Raw genomic sequence first — 19917 nt, 5'->3', positions numbered from 1 at the left:
CGCCGCACCGGTCCCATCGCGCGGGAAGACAGGATATGAACAGGCTCGCGGGCAGGACGGCACTGGTGACGGGCGCCGCCCAAGGCATCGGGCGAGCCATCGCGGACCGATTTGCGGCAGAGGGCGCACGCCTCGCCCGACTGGACCTGAACGCCATCGACACCGATGCGGCCGGCGACCTTGCCCTGGTCGCCGACGTCTCGGACGAGGCCGCCGTGGAAGAAGCGGTCAACGCCGCACGCGCTGCCTTCGGGCGGATCGACATCCTCGTCAACAACGCCGCCGGCGGCAATTCGCCGACCCCGGCGGCCGATCTGACGCTCGCGCAATGGCGGCGCACCATCGACGTCAATCTGACGGGCGCCTTCATTGTCAGCCGGTCCGTGATCGGATCGATGCGGAAGACCGGCGGCGGGGCGATCATCAATGTGGCCTCGCAACTGGGCAGCGTCGCCGCCAGAAACCGGGCGGCCTATTGCGCCTCGAAGGGCGGCCTGCTGCAACTGACGCGGGCCATGGCGCTCGACCATGCGGACGACGGCATCAGGGTCAACGCGCTGTCGCCGGGCGCCGTGATGACACGGCGGCTGACCGGGCTCTACGGTTCCGAAGACGCCGCAACCAAAGCCCTTGCCGAAAGGCATCCCATCGGGCGCATCGCGGTGCCGTCCGACATGGCGGGGGCGGCGGTCTTTCTCGCCTGCGATGAGTCCGGGTTCATGACGGGATCGGATCTGGTCGTCGACGGCGGCTATCTGGCCCAATAGAAACGGGCTCTGACCGGCGCCGCATCGCCGCGGCGCGGCCCATGCCCTCAATGGGCCTGAGGTGCGCCGGCGTCGTCGCCTTTGGCGGTGCTCAGCTTCAAGACGATCACGCCGCTGATCACGATCAGCAAGCTGCCCAGGCCGTCCAGCGGATCGGGCATTTCGGCAAGAAACACATAGCCGATGAGCACCGCCCAGATGATCCGCGCATAATCCAGCGCTCCGATCAGCATCGAGGAGGCCACCCGATAGGCCACGGTCGTGCAGGTGTGGACCATCAGCGCGATGGCGGCCAGAACCAGGAACCAGGGCCACTCCTGCGGCTGTGGCGTGGTCATGACCGGTGCCGCCGATGCGCCGTAGACCAGCGCACCGCCGAGGCTGAAATAGAACAGCACCGCATAGTTCGTGCTGCGGGCGGGCATCCTGCGGACCGCCAAATTCATGCCCGCGGCCGCTATCGATCCCAACAGGACCACGAGCGAATTCAGGCCGATGCCGCCGGCGTCGGGGCGCAGAACGATCAACGTGCCTCCGAAGCCGACCATCAGCGCCACCCAGCCCAGCGGCGCGACGCGCTCGCCAAACAGCAGCCGCGCGAAGATCAGGGCGAAGATCGGCGTGGTGAAGTTGATCGCCGTCACGGTCACCAGCGGCAGGGTGCGAAGGGCGAAGTAGAAGCAGGCCATGGTGGTGATCGCAAAGGCCGCGTGCACGGCATGGGCACGCATGTCGGCCATCGTGACCGCACGCATATTGTCGTAGAGAAACAGCAGCGGCAGCAGAAGGCCCAGCGTGATCCACGACCTTACGGCGAGCATCTCCAGGGTGCCGACATCCATCTCGGTCAGCCTTTTGATCACAACGCCCATTAAGGGGATCGTCAACGTGTTCAGCAGCATGGCCGCAACGCCCAGAACCGGTCGCCGGGCGAGGGTCGCCGAGGTGCCGGTCATGCTCAATCGACGGGCCTCCAGATCGGGCCGCGCGCCTTGACCGCATCGAGCAGGCTCTCGTCGAACGGTTCAAGCTCATATCCCAAGGGCTGCGGCGGGCGGTTCTGGTATCCGGTGAGACGTTCTATGACATCGCGGACCGCGGGATCGGTGTAGTAGGCGTTGTAGCTCGCCGTGACCACGGCATCGAACTGGTCCGCCCTGCCCGCCTCGATCCTCCGCAAGACGCCTTCGCGCCGGGTCCGGGTCAGCGTCCCGAAATCGTCCGGCAAGGCGTCCAATATTGCGGTCAAGGCATCCAAGGCGCCCGGCACGCCCCTGGCGAGTTCGGTGACACGGGCGGCCATGCCGGCGCTTCCCGCGGCCGGCCAGTCGACGCCATCGCCGGGCAACAATGTATCGAGCAGATGGGTCAGGCGATCGGTCATGCGCCGGCCCGTCCGGTTTCAGCCTGGTCGCCGCGCATTGCGATATCGGCGGTTTCGGTCACGTGTTGGCATTCTCGTCCGGCACGTCGATATCGACCCATTTGTCGCCGGCCTTCATCTTGTTGAAGGTGTGGCAGGACGCTTCGAATGCCGGGATGCCCGCCGGCAAAGCCGCCATGAACGCGGCCTCGTAGACTTCCTTCCAGGTGGCGCCGTTTTGCACGGCGCGTGCGGCGGCCCATTCGACGCCCTCCCGGTCGCCCTTGACGGCGGTGGTCACCCCGACGAGCACGAGAAACCGTGTCTTGAGGTCCATCGGGCGCCCCTGCTCGGCGCCGAACAAGGTGTAGGAGGCAAGCTCGCCATAGCGACGCAGCATCTCCGGATCGAGCGCGGCAAGATATTCGTGCACCGGCAGGGTGTAGCCCCGCACTTGACGTATCTTGTCGAGTTCGGCCTGTCCTTCGGGGGTCATCGCAAGTCCTTTCTTCAGTCGGGTGGCTAGAGCGTTCTCAGCAAGGGTGGATACCGGTTTTGCGTCCGAAAACGCGATGAAACAGAGACTTGGGGCGTTACGGGTGAACAGGGGTCACGAGAGATGCTCCAACTCTTTGATTTTGAGCATGTCCCTGTCCAAATCATGAACCCCCAAAGGCCCTAGATTGTGCGGGCGGCAAGCTCACCTTCCTTGATGGCGTCGTTGACCCGGCGCGCCGACATGGCATCGCCGATCAGATGGCATTCAAGTTTGCCGTCAAGCGCATGAAAAAGGGAATCGTTGGCCGAGCCGCCCTGGACCATCACGACGCGGTCGATGTCCTTGAGCGTCTCGGTCTCGCCGGTAAACAGGTCGCGCATGGTCACGCTGTCCGGCGTGATGACGGTCAGTTCGCGATCGACATGGAACGTCACGCCCGCCCGGCGCAACATGCCGTGCACCTTGCCCCAGTCGCGCGACGAGGCCAGGTCGGGCGAGGGCTGACCCAACTGGGTCACAAAGAACACCCGCGCGCCACGCTGGGCCAGATATTCGGCGACCACGGCACCTTGTCGGCCACCCATCGTGTCGAAGACAAGCGCGCGCCCGCCAATGTCCGGATCGGTCTCCAGAAGTTCGGTATAGGCGCTGACATGGGGCAGTTCGGCGCCTGGCAAGGGGTCGCCGGCCCATTTTTCGGGTCGCTGCATGGTCCAGCCATGCCGCAGGCCGGTCGAACCGGTGGCGATAACGGCCGCCTCGAACCCTGCCAGATCATCGACCGAGGCCCTGGTCCGGAGGCGGATCTCGACATCCTCCTCGGCAAGCTGCGCTTCCAGCCAGCCGACGATTCCGACCAGTTCGGCGCGGCTGTCGGCCTTGGCCCACCAGCGCACCTGGCCGCCAAGCTGCGCCCGCGCCTCGAAAAGCGTCACCGCATGACCGCGCCGCGCCAGCGTCCACGCCGCGCGCATGCCGCCCGGGCCGCCGCCGACGACGGCGACGCTCCTGGGCGTTTCGGCGGGGGGCACCGCCTCTTCATCCAGCTCCAGTTCGCGACCGGCGGACGGGTTGTGGATGCAGCCGATGGGTGCCTGGGCGAAAATCGTCGACATGCACCAGTTGGCCCCGACGCAGGGGCGGATTTTCCTTGCCTTGCCGGACAGCGCCTTTTCGCCCCAGCGCGCATCGGAGACGAGCGCGCGCGCCATGCCGACGAAGTCGCACTTGCCGTCGGCCAGATAGCCTTCGGCTTCGCCCGGATCGACAATGCGTCCGACGCCCACAACGGGCAGCTTCAGCCTCGCCTTCACCGTCGCGGTCGCATCGAGCTGGAAGCCGTGCTCTTCGGGCGCGGTCGGATAGATCAGCATCCGATCGATGTAGGTGCCGTGCGACAACGAAATGTAGTCGATCAGGCCCGTCGCCTCGAAGCGCGCGGCAAGATCGGCCCAGTCGTCGGGCCGCAGCCCGCCCTCGTGTCCGTCATCGGAGTTCAGGCGCATGCCCATGATCATGTCGGGACCCAGCTCCTGCCTGCTGGCATCGAGAATCTCGATGACGATCCGCATCCGGTCTTCCAGCGTGCCGCCATAGGCATCGCTGCGCATATTGGTCGCCGGCGACAGGAACTGGTTGAGAAGATAGCCATGGGACATCCCGTGCACTTCGACGCCGTCGAGCCCGCCCTGGCGCGCATAACGCGCCGAAAGCCGATAGCCTTCGACGATCTCGGCAATGTCCTTGCCCGTCATCACATGGGGCATTTCGCGGTAGACGCCGCACGGAATGGCCGACGGCGCCCAGACCGGCAGACCGTTGGTCACCGAATTGGTCTGACGCCCCCTATGCCAGGGCTGCGCCAGCAACAGCGTGCCGTGTGCGTGCACCGCATCGGCCAGCTTGCGGTATTCGGGCACCATGCGCGGATCGAAGGCGAACGCCTTGCCCTTGTAGGGCTGGGTGGTGGGATGGGAGGCCATCGCCTCCATCGTGATGACGGCCGCCCCTCCCCTGGCGCGCGTCGCGTAATAGGCGATGTGGGCATCCGTAAACAGATGATCCTTGACCAGAAGCGTCGCATGGGCGGTCATCCAGATCCGGTTTCTCGCCGTTTTCGGACCCAGCTTCATGGAACTTCCGAGAATGGGATAGGCGCTCATGCGGTCTGCTTCCTGTGGTAGATGTTTCCGCCGTCGGGAATGCGCAGGCAACGCGCATCCTGCCCGGTCGAAACCCTGTGAACGTCCGGCACGATGCTGCGGCAGCGATCGATGGCGACGGGACAGCGTGTGTGGAACTTGCAGCCCGGAGGAAGCGCGATGGGCGACGGCACCTCGCCTTCCAGAACATAACGGCTGACCTTCACGGTGGGATCGGTCGGCAGGTGGGCCGAAAGAAGCGCCTGAGTGTAGGGGTGGGCCGGGCTGCCGAACAGCGCCTCCGCCCGGCCTTGCTCGACCACCTCGCCCAGATAAAGAACCGCGATCCGGTCGCTGATCATCCGCACCGTGCCCAGGTCGTGACTGATGAAAAGCAGCGCCGCGCGGCTTTGCCTGCAAATCTCGTTCAGCAGTTCCACAATGCCCGCGCGCACCGAAAGATCGAGCGAGCTCGTCGGCTCGTCCAGCACGATCAGCTTGGGGTCGGTGGCGATGGCACGCGCGATGCACACGCGCTGCAATTGCCCGCCTGAAAGGTTGGACGGCGTCCGGTTCAGGCAGGCGCTGCTCAGGCTGACCCGGCGCGCCAGGGCTTCGATGCGGTCGTCGCGTTCGGATCGTGACAGGCGCATATGCAGTTTGAGCGGCTCACCGATCAGATCGCGGATGCGCATGCGCGGGTTCAGGGCGCTCCACGGGTCCTGAAACACCATCTGCATGTCGCGGCGCAGTGGGCGCACGCGCCCTTTCGGCAGCATGGTGATGTCCTGCCCGTCAAATCGGATGCTGCCTTGCGTCGGTTCGCAAAGGCGCAAAATGATGCGGCCCAGCGTGGACTTGCCCGAGCCCGATTCGCCGACCATGCCGAGCGTTTCGCCGGGCGCGATCGACAGGTCGACACGGTTGACGGCGTTGACGAACCGGTCGCCTCCAACCGGGAACCGCTTGCACAGGCCGCGTACGGTCAAGATCGGCTGCGTCATGCCCGCCGCCTCGCCGTTTGGTCTTTGACGGGCTCGTTTTCGGCCAGTTGCCCGGCGAAGTGGCACAGTGCCAGATGGCCGGGCGCGACCTCGATGTTGGGCACGGTCGCCGCGCACATATCGGTCGTATGGGCGCACCGCGATTGCAGCGCGCAGCCCGGCGGCAGATTGTACAGATCGGGCGGCTGTCCGCCCGAGATCCGCTTTTCGCCCATGCGAAACCGCTCCGGCGTGGCGCTGATCAGGTTGCGCGTATAGGGGTGCTCCGGCCCGGTGAAGACGTCGCGCACGGGCCCGCTTTCCACGATGCTGCCGGCGAACATCACCGCGATGTCGTCGCAAAAATGCGCCACCACCCCAAGATCGTGGGTGATCATCATGGTCGCCATGTTGAACTGCGCCGTCAGATCGCGCAGCAGATCGAGAATCTGGGCCTGAACGGTAACATCGAGCCCGGTCGTCGGCTCGTCCGCGATCAGCAGTTTGGGGCCGTTCATCAGGGCCATGGCCAGCAAGATCCGTTGCGCCATGCCGCCGGACAGTTCGTGCGGCCAGGATCGCGCGCGGCTGACCGGATCGGGGATGCCGACCGCTTCCATCATCTCAAGCGCGCGTCGCTGCGATACCGCGCGCGGTCCGCCGGTGTGGACCCGATGCAGTCGCACCAGCTGATCGCCGACACGGGTCAACGGATCGAGCGAGGTGCGCGGGTTCTGCACCACCATCGCGATCTCGCCGCCGCGCATGCCGTTCAGTTCGGCGGCGGACATGGTGGTCAACTCGCGCCCTTCGAACGCCACGGACCCCGCAACGATCCTGGCCGGCGGACGCAACAGGCCCACGACCGATTGCGCCGTCAGGGACTTGCCCGCGCCGGTTTCGCCCACAATGCCCAGGATGCGCCCGGCATCGAGTGAGAAGGACACGCCGTTGAGCGCCTTTGCGACGCGCACGCGGTTGTCCGTATCGCGCGAGACGAAGTGGGTGTGCAGGTCCTTCACCGCCAGAAGGGTCATTTCGCCGCTCTCCGGCGCGGGTCCATCAGATCCTGCAATCCATCGCCAAACATGTTGAGCCCGAACACCATGACGATCAGCGCCAAACCGGGATAGACCGCGACCCACCATTGGCCCGACACCATGAACTCGGCCCCCTGCCGGATCATTGCGCCCCATTCGGGCGTGGGTGCCTGAATGCCCACGCCCAGGAAGGCCAGCGTGGCGGAAATGCGCACGGCCCAGGCGGCGCGCACGGCGGTCTGCGCCATGGCGCCCTGGATGGCGTTGGGCAGAAGATGCACGAACAGGATGCGCCACGTCGGATTGCCCGCCGCAACCGCGCTTTCGACGAAGTTGGACGATCGAAGCGCAAGGACCTCGGCGCGCACGAGGCGGACGAAGACCGGACTGTCCAGCAACCCCAGAACGAGAACGACGTTGAACAGCGACTGGCCGGTCGCGGCGACCACGGCAAGGGCCAGGATGATCGATGGAAAGACGCGCAGCCCGTCGAAAAACCGCATCAGCACCTCATCGAGGTATCCGCCGCGATAGCCCGCGATCAGTCCCACCGGAATTCCGATCACCAGGGAGAGCGCGACAGCGGGGATCGCGATGCCGAAACCGAACCGCGCGCCATAGACCACGCGGCTGAAGACATCCATGCCGTTGCCGTCGGTGCCAAACCAGTGCGCGGCGGAAGGCGATTGCAGCACGCGGTCGGTATAGGCCGCCACAGGATCGTGCGGCATGATCAAGGGGGCGAAAAGCGCCAGCAGCGCAAAAACGACGATGATGAACAGACCAACCGCGGCGGTCGGGCTCAACCGCACGGTGCCGACCAAGCGATTCCAGAGCGCCGAAAAGGGGGAACGCACGACGAGATCGGCTTGCGAGGCGGCCATCACGACAGCTCCGAACGCGGTTCGATCAGATGAACGGTGATGTCGATGGCGATGAACACCAGAACCGAGAACAGCGCCAGGGTCAGCACATAGCCCTGCACGGCGGTGAAATCGCCGCTGATGATGGCGTTGAGCCCGTATTGTCCGAGCCCGCCCCAGGCAAAGACGAACTCGATCAGCGACATCGTGCCGACCAGCCCCGTCAGTTCGGTGCCGACGAAGGTCAGGACGGGCACGGCGCTGTTGCGCAGCACCAGCTTGCGCACGGTGGGTTCCGGCAAGCCGCAGGCATGGGCATAACGCACCGCGTCCGACGACAGCACCTCGATCGCGATGGCGCGCGTCTGCTTGATGATCGGCGCGGCCGATACGATGGCCAGGCAAATCACGGGCAGCACCAGATGCGATGCGGCAGACCAGGCCGCCTCCCAATGGGCGGTCAGCAGCCCATCGATCAGATAGGAGCCGGTAATCGGATCGGGCGGGGTGACCAGAAGGCTCATCCGCCCGATCGCCGGCGGCGCCCAGCCAAGCAGATAGAAGAAAACGAATATCATCACGAGGGCGAGCCAGTATGTCGGGATCGAAAAGCCCAGCAGCGACAGCACCCGCGTGAACTGATCGAAGCGACCGTTCGGCCGGAACGCGGCGCGCAGCCCGACCGGGACCCCTATCAGCGCGCCGATCCCGACGCCCCAGAACAGCAGCTCCAGCGAGATGACCGCGCGCTCCCTGATGTCGTCCAGCACCGGGCGGTTCGACAGCCAGCTTTCGCCCAGATCGCCCCGCAGGACGTTGCCCATATAGATCGCAAACTGTTGCCAAAGCGACTTGTCCAGCCCCAGGCTTTCGCGGATCGCATCGAACTCGGCCTGGGTGGCCGTTGGGCCGGCCAGCCGCCCCACGGGGTCCAGACCGCCGATGCGAACCAGCATGAAGGTGACGAACACCACCCCGATCATGAGCGGCACGACCATGATCGCGCGCCGCAACAGGAAGCGTTGAAAGCTCACGGTGTTCCAATCTCCGCTTGCAGGGGCAGCCCGGCGATCAGTCGCCGCGCAGTTCGCGCCAGCGCTCGTGCTCGTCGGGATAGTAGACCCAGCCGGAAACATTGGGCGCCATGGCCTCGAACGTGGCGGGATAGGTCAGCAAAATCCAGGGCGCGTCATCGGCCCAGATCTTCTGCGCCTCGTCGATCAGCGCAAAGCGCCGTTCGGGATCAAGCTCCTGGCGTGCCTCGTCGATCAATGCGTCCAGATCGGGATTGTTGTATCGCGCCCGGTTCGAAACGCCCCCGGAATGCGCCATCAGGAACATCGTATAGACGGCATCCAGGACGATCGGCCCGTCTTCCCAGGCAAACAAGCACATGTCCTGCACGGCCGGGGCGGCGCGGGCGCGCATTTCCGACGATGTGACGCGGGTGGGAACGGCATTGATGCCTGCCTGCCTCAACATATCGGCGGCCTGGATCGCCACCGGCTCCTGATGCCAGAAGGCATCGGCATAGAGCAATTCGACCGGCTCGCCGATGCCGTCCGGATAGCCCGCTTCGGCGAGCAGCGCCGCGGCCCTTTGCCGATCGAAATCGTAGGCGAAATGGTCCTGGTCGCTGCCCGCAATGATCGGAGAGACGATCGACCTGGCGATATCGGCCTGACCGGCGAACACCGCTTCGTTCAGCGCATCCTTGTCGATGGCGTAGTTGAACGCCTGGCGAACGCGCTTGTCCGAGAAGAGCTCGCATGAGGGGTTCATCCGGACCGCGGCAACCGACCGGCTGGTCGCGCGCTGCACCTTGACGTCCTCATCGGCCTGCATGTCCACGACCTTTTGAATGGACGGACGGTCGATCCACTGGACCTGTCCCGCCTTCAGCAGGGTTACACGGCTGGCCTCCGACGGGATCTCCTTGTAGATCACGCGGTCGTAGTAGGGCTGCTCCCCGAAATAGTTGGGATTGGCGACGAACACGGCCTGATCGTCCGGGCGCAGCCGCTCCAGATGATAGGCGCCGAAACCGGCCGTGTTGGACTGCATCCACTCAAGCGCCCAGGGGTCATCTTCGGTGGCGTGCTTCTTGACCTCGGTCGTGTCGTAGATCGCCGGGACATAGAGCGTCAGCGCGCTCAGGAAGATGGCCGACGGCGCGGACAGGGTGAATTCGACCTCGTATCTGGAGATCGCCTTCACGCTCTCGACGTTGGAGACCCGCGCAATGAAGTTGCCGGTGCGCTTCTGGTCCTTGGACTTGGCCCAGCCCCATTCCACGTCGGCGGCGGTCATCTCGTTGCCGTAAGGGCTCATGACGCCCTCGCGCAGCTTGAAGACCCAGGTCCTGCCGTCTTCGGACGTCGTCCAGCTTTCGGCCAGATGCGGCCGCAGATCGTTGGGGTTCAGCACGGTGACGCCGTCAACCTCCATCGTGCCGTATTTGACGAGGTTCTCGTAGACCTGCGTCACCACGTTCTGCGTGTGCGCCTTCAGCGCGTCGCCATCGAACCCTTCGGGCACCTGCGGAGATGCGATGATCATGGTCTCGGCCTTTGTCGCATCCGACATCGCCGTCATGGAGAGTAGGACGCCGGCCGACAGGGCCAATAGCTTTCCGGTCAATTTCATCTGTCGATCTCCCTTGCTGAACCGTGCTGTTGCCGGTCTCAGCCCGTTTGGGCCGAAACCTTCTTGCGTGGATTGAAGAACGGGACCCGGAAGCCGGGCTTCACCTCCGACAGGATATCGACCACGCGATAGCTGGCTCCGATGCTGCGTCCCGTCGCCGGAGCCTCCATCTCGTATTTCCATTGCGTCCCGAAACCGAGCGCCTTGTCGACGCTGACGATCGTGCCGCAGAAAACCGTGAAGTCCCGCTCGGGCACGTTGTCCACGCGCTCGCGCAGCAGGGCGATGATGTCGTGCGGCGGTATGAACGCATCAACGCCCACCTCCTGATAGAGCCGTCCGTCGACCCAACTGCGCATGACGCACTGGTCCCAGTCGTCGCGCATTTCCTCATAGGGCCAGAAGACAGACGCCACATGATTGGCGCAGGCTTGCTTCGATCCGGGGATCGACACCGTTTCCATGGCCCGGTCGGTATGGTCCGACCCGACCCCGACATAGAGGCGGTCGGCCATGTGCAGCACGATCTCGACCTCGCCGGACGTCCGGTCGGTCTGCACAAACAGCGACGGATCGGTCGTCAGCGCATGCAGCGCTATGGGATAAATCCGCGGCGCGGGCACGTCAAAGGCGATATGGATACCCGATTTGGCCACCTCCTGCTGATGGGCGACCGCGGTGTCGGGATCGCGCGTGGCGGACCCGAAATTGTACATGCGCCGCGTCTTGAAGCGGGCCAGCCGCAACGTGCCGTCAGCGGCCTGAACCGAAACGTCGAGCGTATGGGTCATGCGAACTCCTCCAGATCGAGCGCAACCGGGTCGACGCCCGCACCGACATGTCGCCGCCACATCCAGAACCGCTTGAGCGTGCGGCCGCCCGATCCCGCGCCGAACGCCTCACGTCCGTGCAGGGCGACAAGATTGTTCATCACGAGGCACTCGCCGGGCCTGAGCGTGTAGCGAAAGTTGATTTCGGGCCGGTCGAGAACGCCGTCGAGATAGTCCAAGGCTTCGCGCTGGCGGTCGGACAGGGGCGTTCCGGCCATTTCCATGCCCGGCTCGATCATGATCCGGGCATAGTGGATGCGCAGTTCGCCGTGACGCACCTCAAGGATCGGCTTGCGGACCGTGGGCCCGCGCGAGGGCCAGACATGGGCCTGGGGCGCGCGGAAATGGTATGTATCGAAATAGAGCGGCAACAGATCGGGGCGTTCGGCCCTGATCGCCTCATACACGCTGCGTGCCGAAACGATGGTGCTGTCGCCGCCCTGGGCGGCCGAACGGTAGCAGTAGAGCGCCAGATAGCAGGGGGGACGAGGCTCCAGGCAGCCATTGTCGGAATGCTTGGCCGAACGTTTGGCGCTGGCGCCGATACGGGTCGGATCGGTGTTTGCGGCCCCCTTGTCGCTGACGGTGAAGAACCGGCGATCACGGCCTATTCCCTGGCGGATCGGCTGCCCCAGATAATTGCACAGCGCCCAGGCAACCAGCTCGGCCTCGGCCTCCGTCCAACGTTCCGCGCCGATGCCGCGCAAGACGAAAAAGCCACGGCCCGCGTCCAGCCGGCTGCGCAGATCGGGCACCTTGCGGGCAAAGGACGGCACGCGGAAATCCTGCTGCTCGACCGTATCGGCGGTCAGGCCGTTGGCATGCGCGAAGGCGACACCCGTCTCGATCTCGCCCACCGCCGCATCGGACAGTCGATGAAACAGCAAGGCGTCGCCGGCGGACACGTCCTCGCGCCGCCACATTCTCGCAAGGGGGTCCGTTGCCGGTATCTGTGGCACGGACAGGGCCGGTTCGAGGCTGTCAGATGGCTGCACGTCAAGGCTCCCTTGGCATCGATTGACAGGACAATACCGATTTTCTGTTTTAAATAAATACAAATTTTTGGTCTTTACGATGAAACCGTCAGGACGAGCGCCCGCGCCGGGTCGCCGCGATCCGGTCTGCCGCCCGCAATGCCAGCGCCTGAAGCGTATTGGTCGGATTGGCCGCCGCCGCCGTCACGAACGCCGATCCGTCCGTTACGAACAGTCCGGGCAGATCATGCGCCTGGCACCATTTGTCGAGAACCGAGGTTTCTGGATCGTCGCCCATCCGCGCCGTGCCCATCAGATGGAACCCGGCCTCGGAGACGGTTTCCATCTCGATGAGGTCATGGGCGCCCGCGGCGCGCATGATGGCGCGTGCGTGAGAACGGCCAAAATCCAGTGCCTTCTTCGCTTCGGCAGGGATGCGATAGACCATGCGCGCGGCGGGCAGGCCGTCCGATCCGGCCAGGCGGTCGGACAAGGTGATGCGGTTTTCCGGGTCGGGCATGTCTTCGGCGCAGACGGACAGGCTGTAGCCGTGGCCGAACATTGCGGCGAAGTCGGCATGGTGCCGGCGCCCCCAGCGCGCGCGCCGGCCCAGCGATCCCAGCGCAGTAAGCGCGGGGCCGTGCGTGCCCAGCGCCTGCAGCTTGACCCCGCGCTTGAAGCCGCGCGCCGGATCGGTCTCATAGAAATGATGGCTGACAAGCGATCCGGCCGCGATCCCCCGGTGGCCGTCCATGGGCGCCTCGAACAGCCCGGTCACCCGCGCGAGCGGATGCAGCATCAGCCGGCGGCCCACCAGTGCGCTGCGGTTCATCCTGGCTGCGCCCGGCGCGTTGAGCAGCAGGCGGGGCGTGCCGATCCCGTTGGCGGCGACCATGACAATGGGCGCCGACGCCCGGTGACCGTTGCCGCCCTCGTCGAGCCAGACGACGCCGCGCACGGCTCCCTGCGGGGATGTCAAGATGTCCGTCACGCGCGCGCCGGTGACGAGGCGCGCACCGGCCTCGATGGCCGCGGGCCAATAGTTCAAATCGGTCGCCGCCTTGGCGCGGCGCGGGCAATGCAGTTCGCACGGGCCGCAATTGTTGCATCGGCCCATGCCGTTGCCCGGCGCCCCGGTGTTCAAGGCAATGTCACCGGGCCACCAGGAAAGGCCGGCGCGGTTGAAGGCCGCGGCCATGCGCCGTGCCCCCGGCGACAATCCGACAGGGGGCAGGCGCGCAGCGCCGGAGGGCGGATAGGCTGGATTTCCGGGCAGGCCCGCAACGCCCATCATCGCCTCGTTCAGATCGTAGTAAGGCGCCAGTTCGTCATAGCTCAGCGGCCAGTCGTCGCCGACACCGTCCAAGCTGCGCGTTCGGAAGTCCGAGGGGTGAAAGCGTGGGAAATGACACGACCAGAGAACCGTGCTGCCGCCCACACCGTTGAAGAACAAAGGCTTGATTTCACTGTCTGTGTCGTCAACGGGATCGTCATGGGCGCCGCGGCGCCGGTTCGGATTCGGATTCCAGCCGCGCTGACGGGCCACCTCCCAGTCATCGTCCGAGGAAGGCGAGGAGGCGGCGTCGATCCAGCCGCCCCGCTCCAGGCAAGTCACTGAAAATCCATGGTGCGCCAGACGCCAGGCCGCCGCAGCACCCCCGGCGCCCGCTCCGACGAGCAAGACATCACATTCAAGGGCGACCATATATCTGTCCTTTCAAAAATACAGATTTATGGCATAATAATTACAGACACGGGGGCGGAACAAACGATTTCAGACACCGGGACCGGGACTCGGCCCTGCGCAACCGCACACAGGAAAAACAATGACAGGCACAATCACCAATGGCGCGGTCGCGATTGTGGGGGCGGCCGGCGGCATCGGCGGCGCGATCGCGCGGCGGGCAGGTGCGGATGGCTTTGCGCCGCTGCTGCTCATGGACCGCGCCGGGGACGCGCTGGATGCGGCAGCGTCCGAAACCGGCGGACAGGCCCTTGCGATCGACCTGGCCGACGGCGCATCGGTCGCCGCCGCGTTTGCGCAGGCAAGACGCGCAACGCCTTCGCTCTACGGCCTGGTCCTCGCCGCCGGTGTCGTCGACAACGGCAAGCTTGCCGATCTCGATCCGCCCCGCTGGGAAGAGGTCATCGCCGTGAACCTGACCGGCCCGTTTCTGTGCTGTCTGGCCGCGCACGCATGGATGGCCGACGGTGGGCGCATCGTGACCATTGGCTCGCTGGCCGGGCGCACCGGCGGCGTCCTCACGGGCACGGCCTACGCCGCCAGCAAGGGCGGCATCGAGTCCCTGACGAAATCGATGGCCCAGGAACTGGCGCCGCGCGCCATCACGGTCAACTGCGTCGCGCCCGGTGCCGTCGAAACACCGATGCTGACGGCCCATGGGCCCGAAGGCAAAGCGGCGATTTCGGCGTCGGCCCCGCTCAAGCGCATGGGCCAACCGCACGAGATCGCCGCCGCGGTATCCTATCTTCTGAGCCGGGACGCCGGGTTCACTACAGGGGCGGTTCTGGCGGTCAATGGCGGGCTGAGGATGGACTGACCCGATGGCCCCTCACCCCCGCTACCCGCATGTCTTCACCCCGCTGACCATCGGCGCGACCACGGTCCGCAACCGGATCGCCGTCCCCGCGCACACCACCAACTATGGCGAAAACAACATGCCTTCGGAACGGCATCTCGCCTACCATCGGGCGCGGGCCGCGGGCGGCGCGGGGCTGAGCATCTTCGAGGGCATCCGCGTCCATCGCTCAAGCCTTGGGCGGCAACAGGGAGTGAACGGGTTCGATGCCGCCTGCATGCCGCGCTTCGCCCGCATAGCCGACGCCGTGCGCGCGGAAGGCGGCAGGCTGTTTGGCCAGATCATCCATCTGGGCCGCCATATCGACGGCAACTACGCCCGCACCCCGGCTTGGTCGGCTTCCGACATCCCCTGGACCGCGGCCGCCCCGCCGCCGCACCCGATGACAAGGGAGGAGATCACGCTGGTCACGACGGCCCATGCGGACGTGGCCGCCAATCTGATCGATGCCGGCCTCGACGGGATCGAACTAACCATGTCGCACGGTCACCTGCTGCAACAGTTCCTGTCGCCGGCGTCGAACCGGCGGACCGATGCGTTTGGCGGCACCCTCGAAAACCGGCTGAGGTTCCCGCTCGGCACGCTGCGCGCGGTGCGTCAGAGGATCGGCGCGGACCGCACATTGGGCATCAGGATCAGCGCGGACGAATATCTGCCCGGCGGGCTGACGCTCGACGACATGACGGGCATTGTCCGTCATCTCGTCGACGCGGTTCAGGTCGACTTCGTCAACGTGTCCCACTCGGCCTATCACGGAAGCTACACCGTCTCGACCCAGATGGCCGACATGGCTTTCAGGCTCCAGGACTTTCAGCCTCTGACCCACGCGATCTCGGCCGCGCTGGACGGCATGGCCCGCAAGCCGGCCATCATGACGGTTTGCCGGTATCAGCGCATTGCCCAGGCCGAGGAGATGCTGGCCACGGGCGCCACCGATATGGTCGGCATGGCGCGCGCGCATATCGCCGACCCGGCCATCGTCGCCAAGGCGCGCAAGGGGCGGGAAGAGGAAACCACGCCATGCATCGGGTACAATCAGGGCTGCGCGGGGATGCTGGCGCTCAACCTTGCGATCACGTGTCTCAGCAACCCCGCGGCGGGGCGCGAGGCGCAATGGCCCGCGCCCAAACCGTCGACGCGCACCGGCCGGGCCCGGCGCGTGCTGGTCGTCGGCGGCGGGCCCGGCGGCATGGAAGCCGCCGCGACAGCGGCCGAACTTGGCCATGATGTCACATTGGCCGAACGAAGCGACACGCTCGGCGGATCGCTGCTGTGGGCCGCACGAATGCCCCAGCGCCGTGAATTCGGCGCTTTGCTCGACTCGCAGAAAGCCCGGATCGACAGGGCCGGCGTATCGGTGCGCCTGGGTTTTGAAGCAGGCGCCGACGCCGCCCGGAGATTTGACGCCGTTGTCTATGCCACGGGCGCGGCGCCGCGCGCGCAGACCCTGCCGTCCGGCCTGCGGACACTGACGCTTGAGGCAAGTCTCGACGATCCGGACGCGCTGGGGCGCAACGTCACCCTGGTCGATATGCTGGGCACGTGGTCGGTCGTCTCGGTCGCCGAATGGCTGGCGGATCTGGGCAAATCGGTAACGCTGGTTTCGCCCGCCGGCGCCCCTGGATGGACCATCAGCATGTATAGCGGCTTTGCCATGCGAAAGCGCCTGTACGACAAGCGCGTGCGCGTGATCCAGGGGCAGGCGCTGGCCGATTTCAGGGACGGCACGGTGTACCTGACCGACCTGTCGCTCGGCATTGGCGGCGAGCGCCTGGCGGCCGACAGCGTGATCGCGCCGCTGGCCGCGCGACCCAGAATGCCCAAAGACGCCGCAACGGACAGCGAACGGCCCCGCACCTTCGCCGTCGGAGATTGCCAATCGGCGCGTACCGCGCTCGAAGCGGTGTTCGAGGGGCACGAGGCGGCGCGGGGCCTTTAGAGCGGCTTGTCTTTGGATGGGAGCGGATTGATGGACAGGGTTTTTCGCCGCGGCGCGGAAAACACCGCGGCGCGATCCGACGATCGCGCGAGGCTTTTGACGACGCCGGCGGCGGAAAAGACGTCCAAGCCGGAGGCCGGCAACACATTGAAATCACATGATAGCCGCACATCGCCCGCGCTTGGTCTTTTGCGTTCTGGACGGCGTTGCGCGCGCCTTGCGGTGCCCGCACCGCGTCGTCCCGCGCGCCTTGCCAGATCACAAAATCCCGGCGCTCAGGCGATTCCAGCCAAAGACAAACCGCTCTAAGGCCCGAAACGGCGCAGCACGTTCTTGGCGACGGCCAGGAGCGACAGGCAGAGGAAGGCGCCGGTGATGGCGCGTACCGCATCGGCGACCGGAGCCTCGAACGGCAGGGGGACCATTGCGCCGAGCTTCATGCCGACAACGGCGCCGGCGATCAGGATCAACATGTTGCCGACCACGCCGAATCCGCTGTCTTCGAGCACACCATTCATCGCAATGCCGCCGAAGAAGCCACCCGCTCCCATGAGCAGGCCGACAATCAGCAATGTGTCCACGTCTGGGTGTCCGAGCATGGCGAAACCCTGCTGTGCAACGCAATTCGGCAATTTTAGGTTGTGCTTCCTAACGAACCGGCAACGGGCGCGGCGCAATCTGCGCGGCCCGGTGAACGTCCCGTCAACCGTGATCATTCAGATGTCCGTCCGGCGGCGGCTCCGTGTGCGGGCGCGACGAAGGCGCGGGCCGCCCGATAGCGCAGGATCGCCGCGTTCACTTCGGCGCCCAGGATGAAGATCGCCGAGACGATGTACAGAAAGACCAGCGCGATCATGATCGAGGCAAGCCCGGCATAGGTCGTCACATAGGTCGCAAAGCGTTCCAGATAGGCGGCGAAAAGGCTCGCGCCGATAACCCAGGCCAGTATGGTCAGCACGATGCCCGGAACGAGGGCGGCAAGGCGCCTGTGCCCATCGGGAAGCCATTTGTGGACCACGAACAGGCCGGCCACTAGAACCGCGAGCGCGACCGCGTAGCGCCAGAAACCGATCGAAAAGGAGACGGCCTCGATGCCTGGCAGCCATTGCTCGGCAAGCCGGTAGGCGAGCGGCGCCAGAACCAGCAGGACACTGATCGCCATGAAGCCGACCGTGGCGACGATCACGAACATCAGGCTCTGCAATCGCATGACGATGAACGAGCGGGTCTCGGTGACGCGATAGGCGCGGTTGAGCGCGACGCGCAGCGCCTCCACCCCGTTGGACGCGAAGATCGCCGCAGCGATCACCGAGACGGTCAGCAGGCCGCCGCGCGGCACGGTCAGCACGTTTTCCACCTCGCGGGCGATCGGCGCGGCGATCCGCTCGGGCCAGGTGTCGAAGATCAGGTGCACGGCGGTCTCGGCGAACCGGTCCGCGCCCAGGAAGGTGGCCAGCGTCGTCGCGAAGATCAGGAACGGGAAGACCGCCAGCAGGATCGACAGGGCGACGTGACTTGCCAGCGCCCAGCCGTCCGTCTCGTTGAAGTGGCCGAGCGCATCGCGCAGGACGCGCCGCGTGATGAGTAACTGCCTGATGAGCATCGCCATGCCGGTTTGTGTTGCGCCCGCCCGCCCGCTGTGGCAAGCGCGCGCCCGAAATCTAGGCACGGCGCCCATGGCACGCAAACCTTCCATCGTGATCACCGGCTGTTCGTCGGGCATCGGCGCCCATTGCGCCCGAAGGCTCGGCGAGGATGGCTGGCGCGTGATCGCCACCGCGCGCAAGAAGGCCGATCTCGACCGGCTGCGCGACGAAGGGCTTGCGGCCGTCGGGATGGACTACGCCGATCCCGACTCGATCGAGGCCGGGTTCGCGCTCGCCATGGAACTGAGCGGGGGCCGGATCGACGCCCTGTTCAACAATGGCGCCCATGCGCAGCCCGGCGCCGTCGAGGACCTGCCGGTCGAGGCGCTCCGGGTGCAGTTCGAGGCGAACCTGTTCGGCTGGCATCATCTGACGCGACGCATCGTGCCCGTGATGCGCGGGCAGGGGGCGGGGCGCATCGTCCACAATTCGTCCGTGCTCGGTTTCCTGCCGGTTCCGTTCAGGGGCGCCTACACCGCCTCCAAGCACGCGCTCGAAGGGCTTATGCTCACCCTGCGCCAGGAACTGGTCGGCTCCGGCGTTCATGTCAGCCTGATCGAGCCCGGCCCGGTGCCCTCGCGTCTTGCCGCCAACAGCCTGCCCTTCGTCGAGCGCTTCATCGATGTCGAGGGATCGGTTCACGCCGAAGGCTATCGGTCGCGGCTGGCGCAACTGCGCGCCGGCGGCACGGCCGATGATGGCGGCAGGACCCTTGAGGGATGCTACAGGGCGCTTTCGGCCGCCTTGACCGATTCGCGCCCTAAGGCGCACTATCATGTCACCTCCCGCACGCGGCTCGGCGCGGCGGGAAAGCGCCTGCTGCCGGCGGGGCTCTTTTATCGGCTTCTGGCGCGCGGTGCCTAGATCGACCCCGAAACGAAACGGAAACGCCATGTCGGGACCTTTGTTCTACATCACCATCATCGTCATGCTCGCCGTGTTCGCCGTGCTGCTGGCCGGCCTGCGCAACATGATGAAACAGGGCGATGCCAACCTCTCGAACAAGATGATGCAGGCGCGCGTGTTCCTGCAATTCGTGGCTGTGGTGCTGATCGTGCTGGTCGTCTATCTTGCCCGCCAGGGCAGCGGTGGAACGGGATAAGGGGCCGATGGTCGTTCTGAACAAGATCTACACCAAGACCGGCGATGACGGCACGACGGGGCTGGGCACCGGCGAGCGGCGGCTCAAATATGACGGGCGCGTCGCCGCCTACGGCACCGTCGACGAGACCAATGCCTGTATCGGGCTGGCCCGGCTGCAAACGGCGTCCGACGCCGATCTCGACCGCATGCTGGCGCGCATCCAGAACGATCTGTTCGATCTGGGCGCCGATCTGGCGACGCCCGAAACCGAGCGCAAGCCCGACTATGAGCCGCTGCGCGTCACCGATGCGCAGGTGTCGCGGATCGAGGCGGACATCGATGCGCTCAACGCCGGGCTCAAGCCGCTGCGTTCCTTCGTGCTGCCGGGCGGCTCGGCGGCCGCGGCCGCGCTGCACCTGGCGCGCACGGTGGCCCGGCGCGCCGAGCGCGACATGGTCGAACTGGCCGAAAAGCCGGGCGAACACGTCAATCCGGCGGCGCTGCGCTACATGAACCGCCTGTCCGATCTCCTGTTCGTCGCCG

Annotated in this window: 20 protein-coding genes; 6 read left to right on the top strand and 14 right to left on the bottom strand. The window is 65.9% G+C overall.

What is annotated here, in order from left to right; translation table 11 throughout:
• The first annotated feature begins 35 nt into the window (after positions 1-35).
• Positions 36-767, top strand: coding sequence for an SDR family NAD(P)-dependent oxidoreductase (locus AC5E6L_RS00440; RefSeq protein WP_491228376.1), 732 nt, complete (start codon positions 36-38; stop codon positions 765-767).
• 47 nt (positions 768-814) lie between these two features.
• Here the strand turns inward: AC5E6L_RS00440 and AC5E6L_RS00435 are convergent, their stop codons facing one another.
• The 12 genes from AC5E6L_RS00435 to AC5E6L_RS00380 form a co-directional block, all read right to left on the bottom strand.
• On the bottom strand, positions 815-1723 hold the full coding sequence (locus AC5E6L_RS00435; protein ID WP_491770534.1) for a DMT family transporter: 909 nt from the start codon (positions 1721-1723) through the stop codon (positions 815-817).
• A gap of 2 nt (positions 1724-1725) precedes the next feature.
• A complete protein-coding gene (locus AC5E6L_RS00430) occupies positions 1726-2151 on the bottom strand; it encodes a hypothetical protein (RefSeq protein WP_491770497.1) in 426 nt (141 codons plus the stop codon).
• A gap of 58 nt (positions 2152-2209) precedes the next feature.
• A complete protein-coding gene (locus AC5E6L_RS00425) occupies positions 2210-2626 on the bottom strand; it encodes a carboxymuconolactone decarboxylase family protein (protein ID WP_491228380.1) in 417 nt (138 codons plus the stop codon).
• Positions 2627-2808: 182 nt separating this feature from the next.
• Positions 2809-4791: an oxidoreductase gene (locus AC5E6L_RS00420; protein WP_491770494.1), complete on the bottom strand. Its 1983-nt coding sequence runs from the start codon at positions 4789-4791 to the stop codon at positions 2809-2811.
• On the bottom strand, positions 4788-5774 hold the full coding sequence (locus tag AC5E6L_RS00415) for an ABC transporter ATP-binding protein (RefSeq protein WP_491770492.1): 987 nt from the start codon (positions 5772-5774) through the stop codon (positions 4788-4790). Before AC5E6L_RS00415 ends, AC5E6L_RS00420 begins: the two co-directional genes overlap by 4 nt.
• Positions 5771-6790, bottom strand: coding sequence for an ABC transporter ATP-binding protein (locus AC5E6L_RS00410; RefSeq protein WP_491770490.1), 1020 nt, complete (start codon positions 6788-6790; stop codon positions 5771-5773). Before AC5E6L_RS00410 ends, AC5E6L_RS00415 begins: the two co-directional genes overlap by 4 nt.
• On the bottom strand, positions 6787-7677 hold the full coding sequence (locus tag AC5E6L_RS00405) for an ABC transporter permease (protein WP_491770488.1): 891 nt from the start codon (positions 7675-7677) through the stop codon (positions 6787-6789). Before AC5E6L_RS00405 ends, AC5E6L_RS00410 begins: the two co-directional genes overlap by 4 nt.
• Positions 7677-8690 carry an ABC transporter permease gene (locus tag AC5E6L_RS00400; protein ID WP_491228385.1) on the bottom strand — a complete coding sequence of 338 codons (1014 nt, stop codon included), beginning with the start codon at positions 8688-8690 and terminating at the stop codon, positions 7677-7679. Before AC5E6L_RS00400 ends, AC5E6L_RS00405 begins: the two co-directional genes overlap by 1 nt.
• A gap of 37 nt (positions 8691-8727) precedes the next feature.
• Positions 8728-10302, bottom strand: a complete 1575-nt coding sequence (locus AC5E6L_RS00395; RefSeq protein WP_491770485.1) for an ABC transporter substrate-binding protein — start codon at positions 10300-10302, stop codon at positions 8728-8730.
• A gap of 38 nt (positions 10303-10340) precedes the next feature.
• A complete protein-coding gene (locus AC5E6L_RS00390) occupies positions 10341-11093 on the bottom strand; it encodes a DUF2848 family protein (protein ID WP_491228387.1) in 753 nt (250 codons plus the stop codon).
• Entirely contained in the window at positions 11090-12127 is a 1038-nt protein-coding gene (locus AC5E6L_RS00385) for a TauD/TfdA family dioxygenase (protein WP_491770483.1), read from the bottom strand. Before AC5E6L_RS00385 ends, AC5E6L_RS00390 begins: the two co-directional genes overlap by 4 nt.
• A gap of 88 nt (positions 12128-12215) precedes the next feature.
• Positions 12216-13811, bottom strand: a complete 1596-nt coding sequence (locus AC5E6L_RS00380; protein WP_491770481.1) for a GMC family oxidoreductase — start codon at positions 13809-13811, stop codon at positions 12216-12218.
• A gap of 121 nt (positions 13812-13932) precedes the next feature.
• Here AC5E6L_RS00380 and AC5E6L_RS00375 point away from each other — a divergent pair, with 121 nt between their 5' ends.
• Both AC5E6L_RS00375 and AC5E6L_RS00370 read left to right on the top strand, forming a co-directional pair.
• Positions 13933-14667, top strand: a complete 735-nt coding sequence (locus AC5E6L_RS00375; RefSeq protein WP_491228389.1) for an SDR family NAD(P)-dependent oxidoreductase — start codon at positions 13933-13935, stop codon at positions 14665-14667.
• A gap of 4 nt (positions 14668-14671) precedes the next feature.
• Entirely contained in the window at positions 14672-16645 is a 1974-nt protein-coding gene (locus AC5E6L_RS00370) for an oxidoreductase (protein ID WP_491770478.1), read from the top strand.
• A gap of 305 nt (positions 16646-16950) precedes the next feature.
• Here the strand turns inward: AC5E6L_RS00370 and AC5E6L_RS00365 are convergent, their stop codons facing one another.
• Complete coding sequence (locus AC5E6L_RS00365; protein WP_491230713.1) at positions 16951-17361, bottom strand: hypothetical protein; 411 nt, start codon at positions 17359-17361, stop codon at positions 16951-16953.
• Complete coding sequence (locus tag AC5E6L_RS00360; RefSeq protein WP_491230714.1) at positions 17358-18254, bottom strand: YihY/virulence factor BrkB family protein; 897 nt, start codon at positions 18252-18254, stop codon at positions 17358-17360. The genes AC5E6L_RS00365 and AC5E6L_RS00360 overlap by 4 nt, the downstream gene beginning before the upstream one ends.
• A 67-nt stretch (positions 18255-18321) precedes the next feature.
• Here AC5E6L_RS00360 and AC5E6L_RS00355 point away from each other — a divergent pair, with 67 nt between their 5' ends.
• The 3 genes from AC5E6L_RS00355 to AC5E6L_RS00345 form a co-directional block, all read left to right on the top strand.
• Positions 18322-19155 carry an SDR family oxidoreductase gene (locus AC5E6L_RS00355; RefSeq protein WP_491230715.1) on the top strand — a complete coding sequence of 278 codons (834 nt, stop codon included), beginning with the start codon at positions 18322-18324 and terminating at the stop codon, positions 19153-19155.
• A gap of 28 nt (positions 19156-19183) precedes the next feature.
• Positions 19184-19393 carry a twin transmembrane helix small protein gene (locus tag AC5E6L_RS00350; RefSeq protein ID WP_491230716.1) on the top strand — a complete coding sequence of 70 codons (210 nt, stop codon included), beginning with the start codon at positions 19184-19186 and terminating at the stop codon, positions 19391-19393.
• A gap of 7 nt (positions 19394-19400) precedes the next feature.
• Positions 19401-19917: cob(I)yrinic acid a,c-diamide adenosyltransferase (locus AC5E6L_RS00345; RefSeq protein WP_491770475.1), on the top strand; the 517-nt coding region annotated here is incomplete at its 3' end.

The organism is Roseitalea sp., from assembly GCF_984466335.1.
This window is presented reverse-complemented; position numbering and strand designations above follow the sequence as displayed.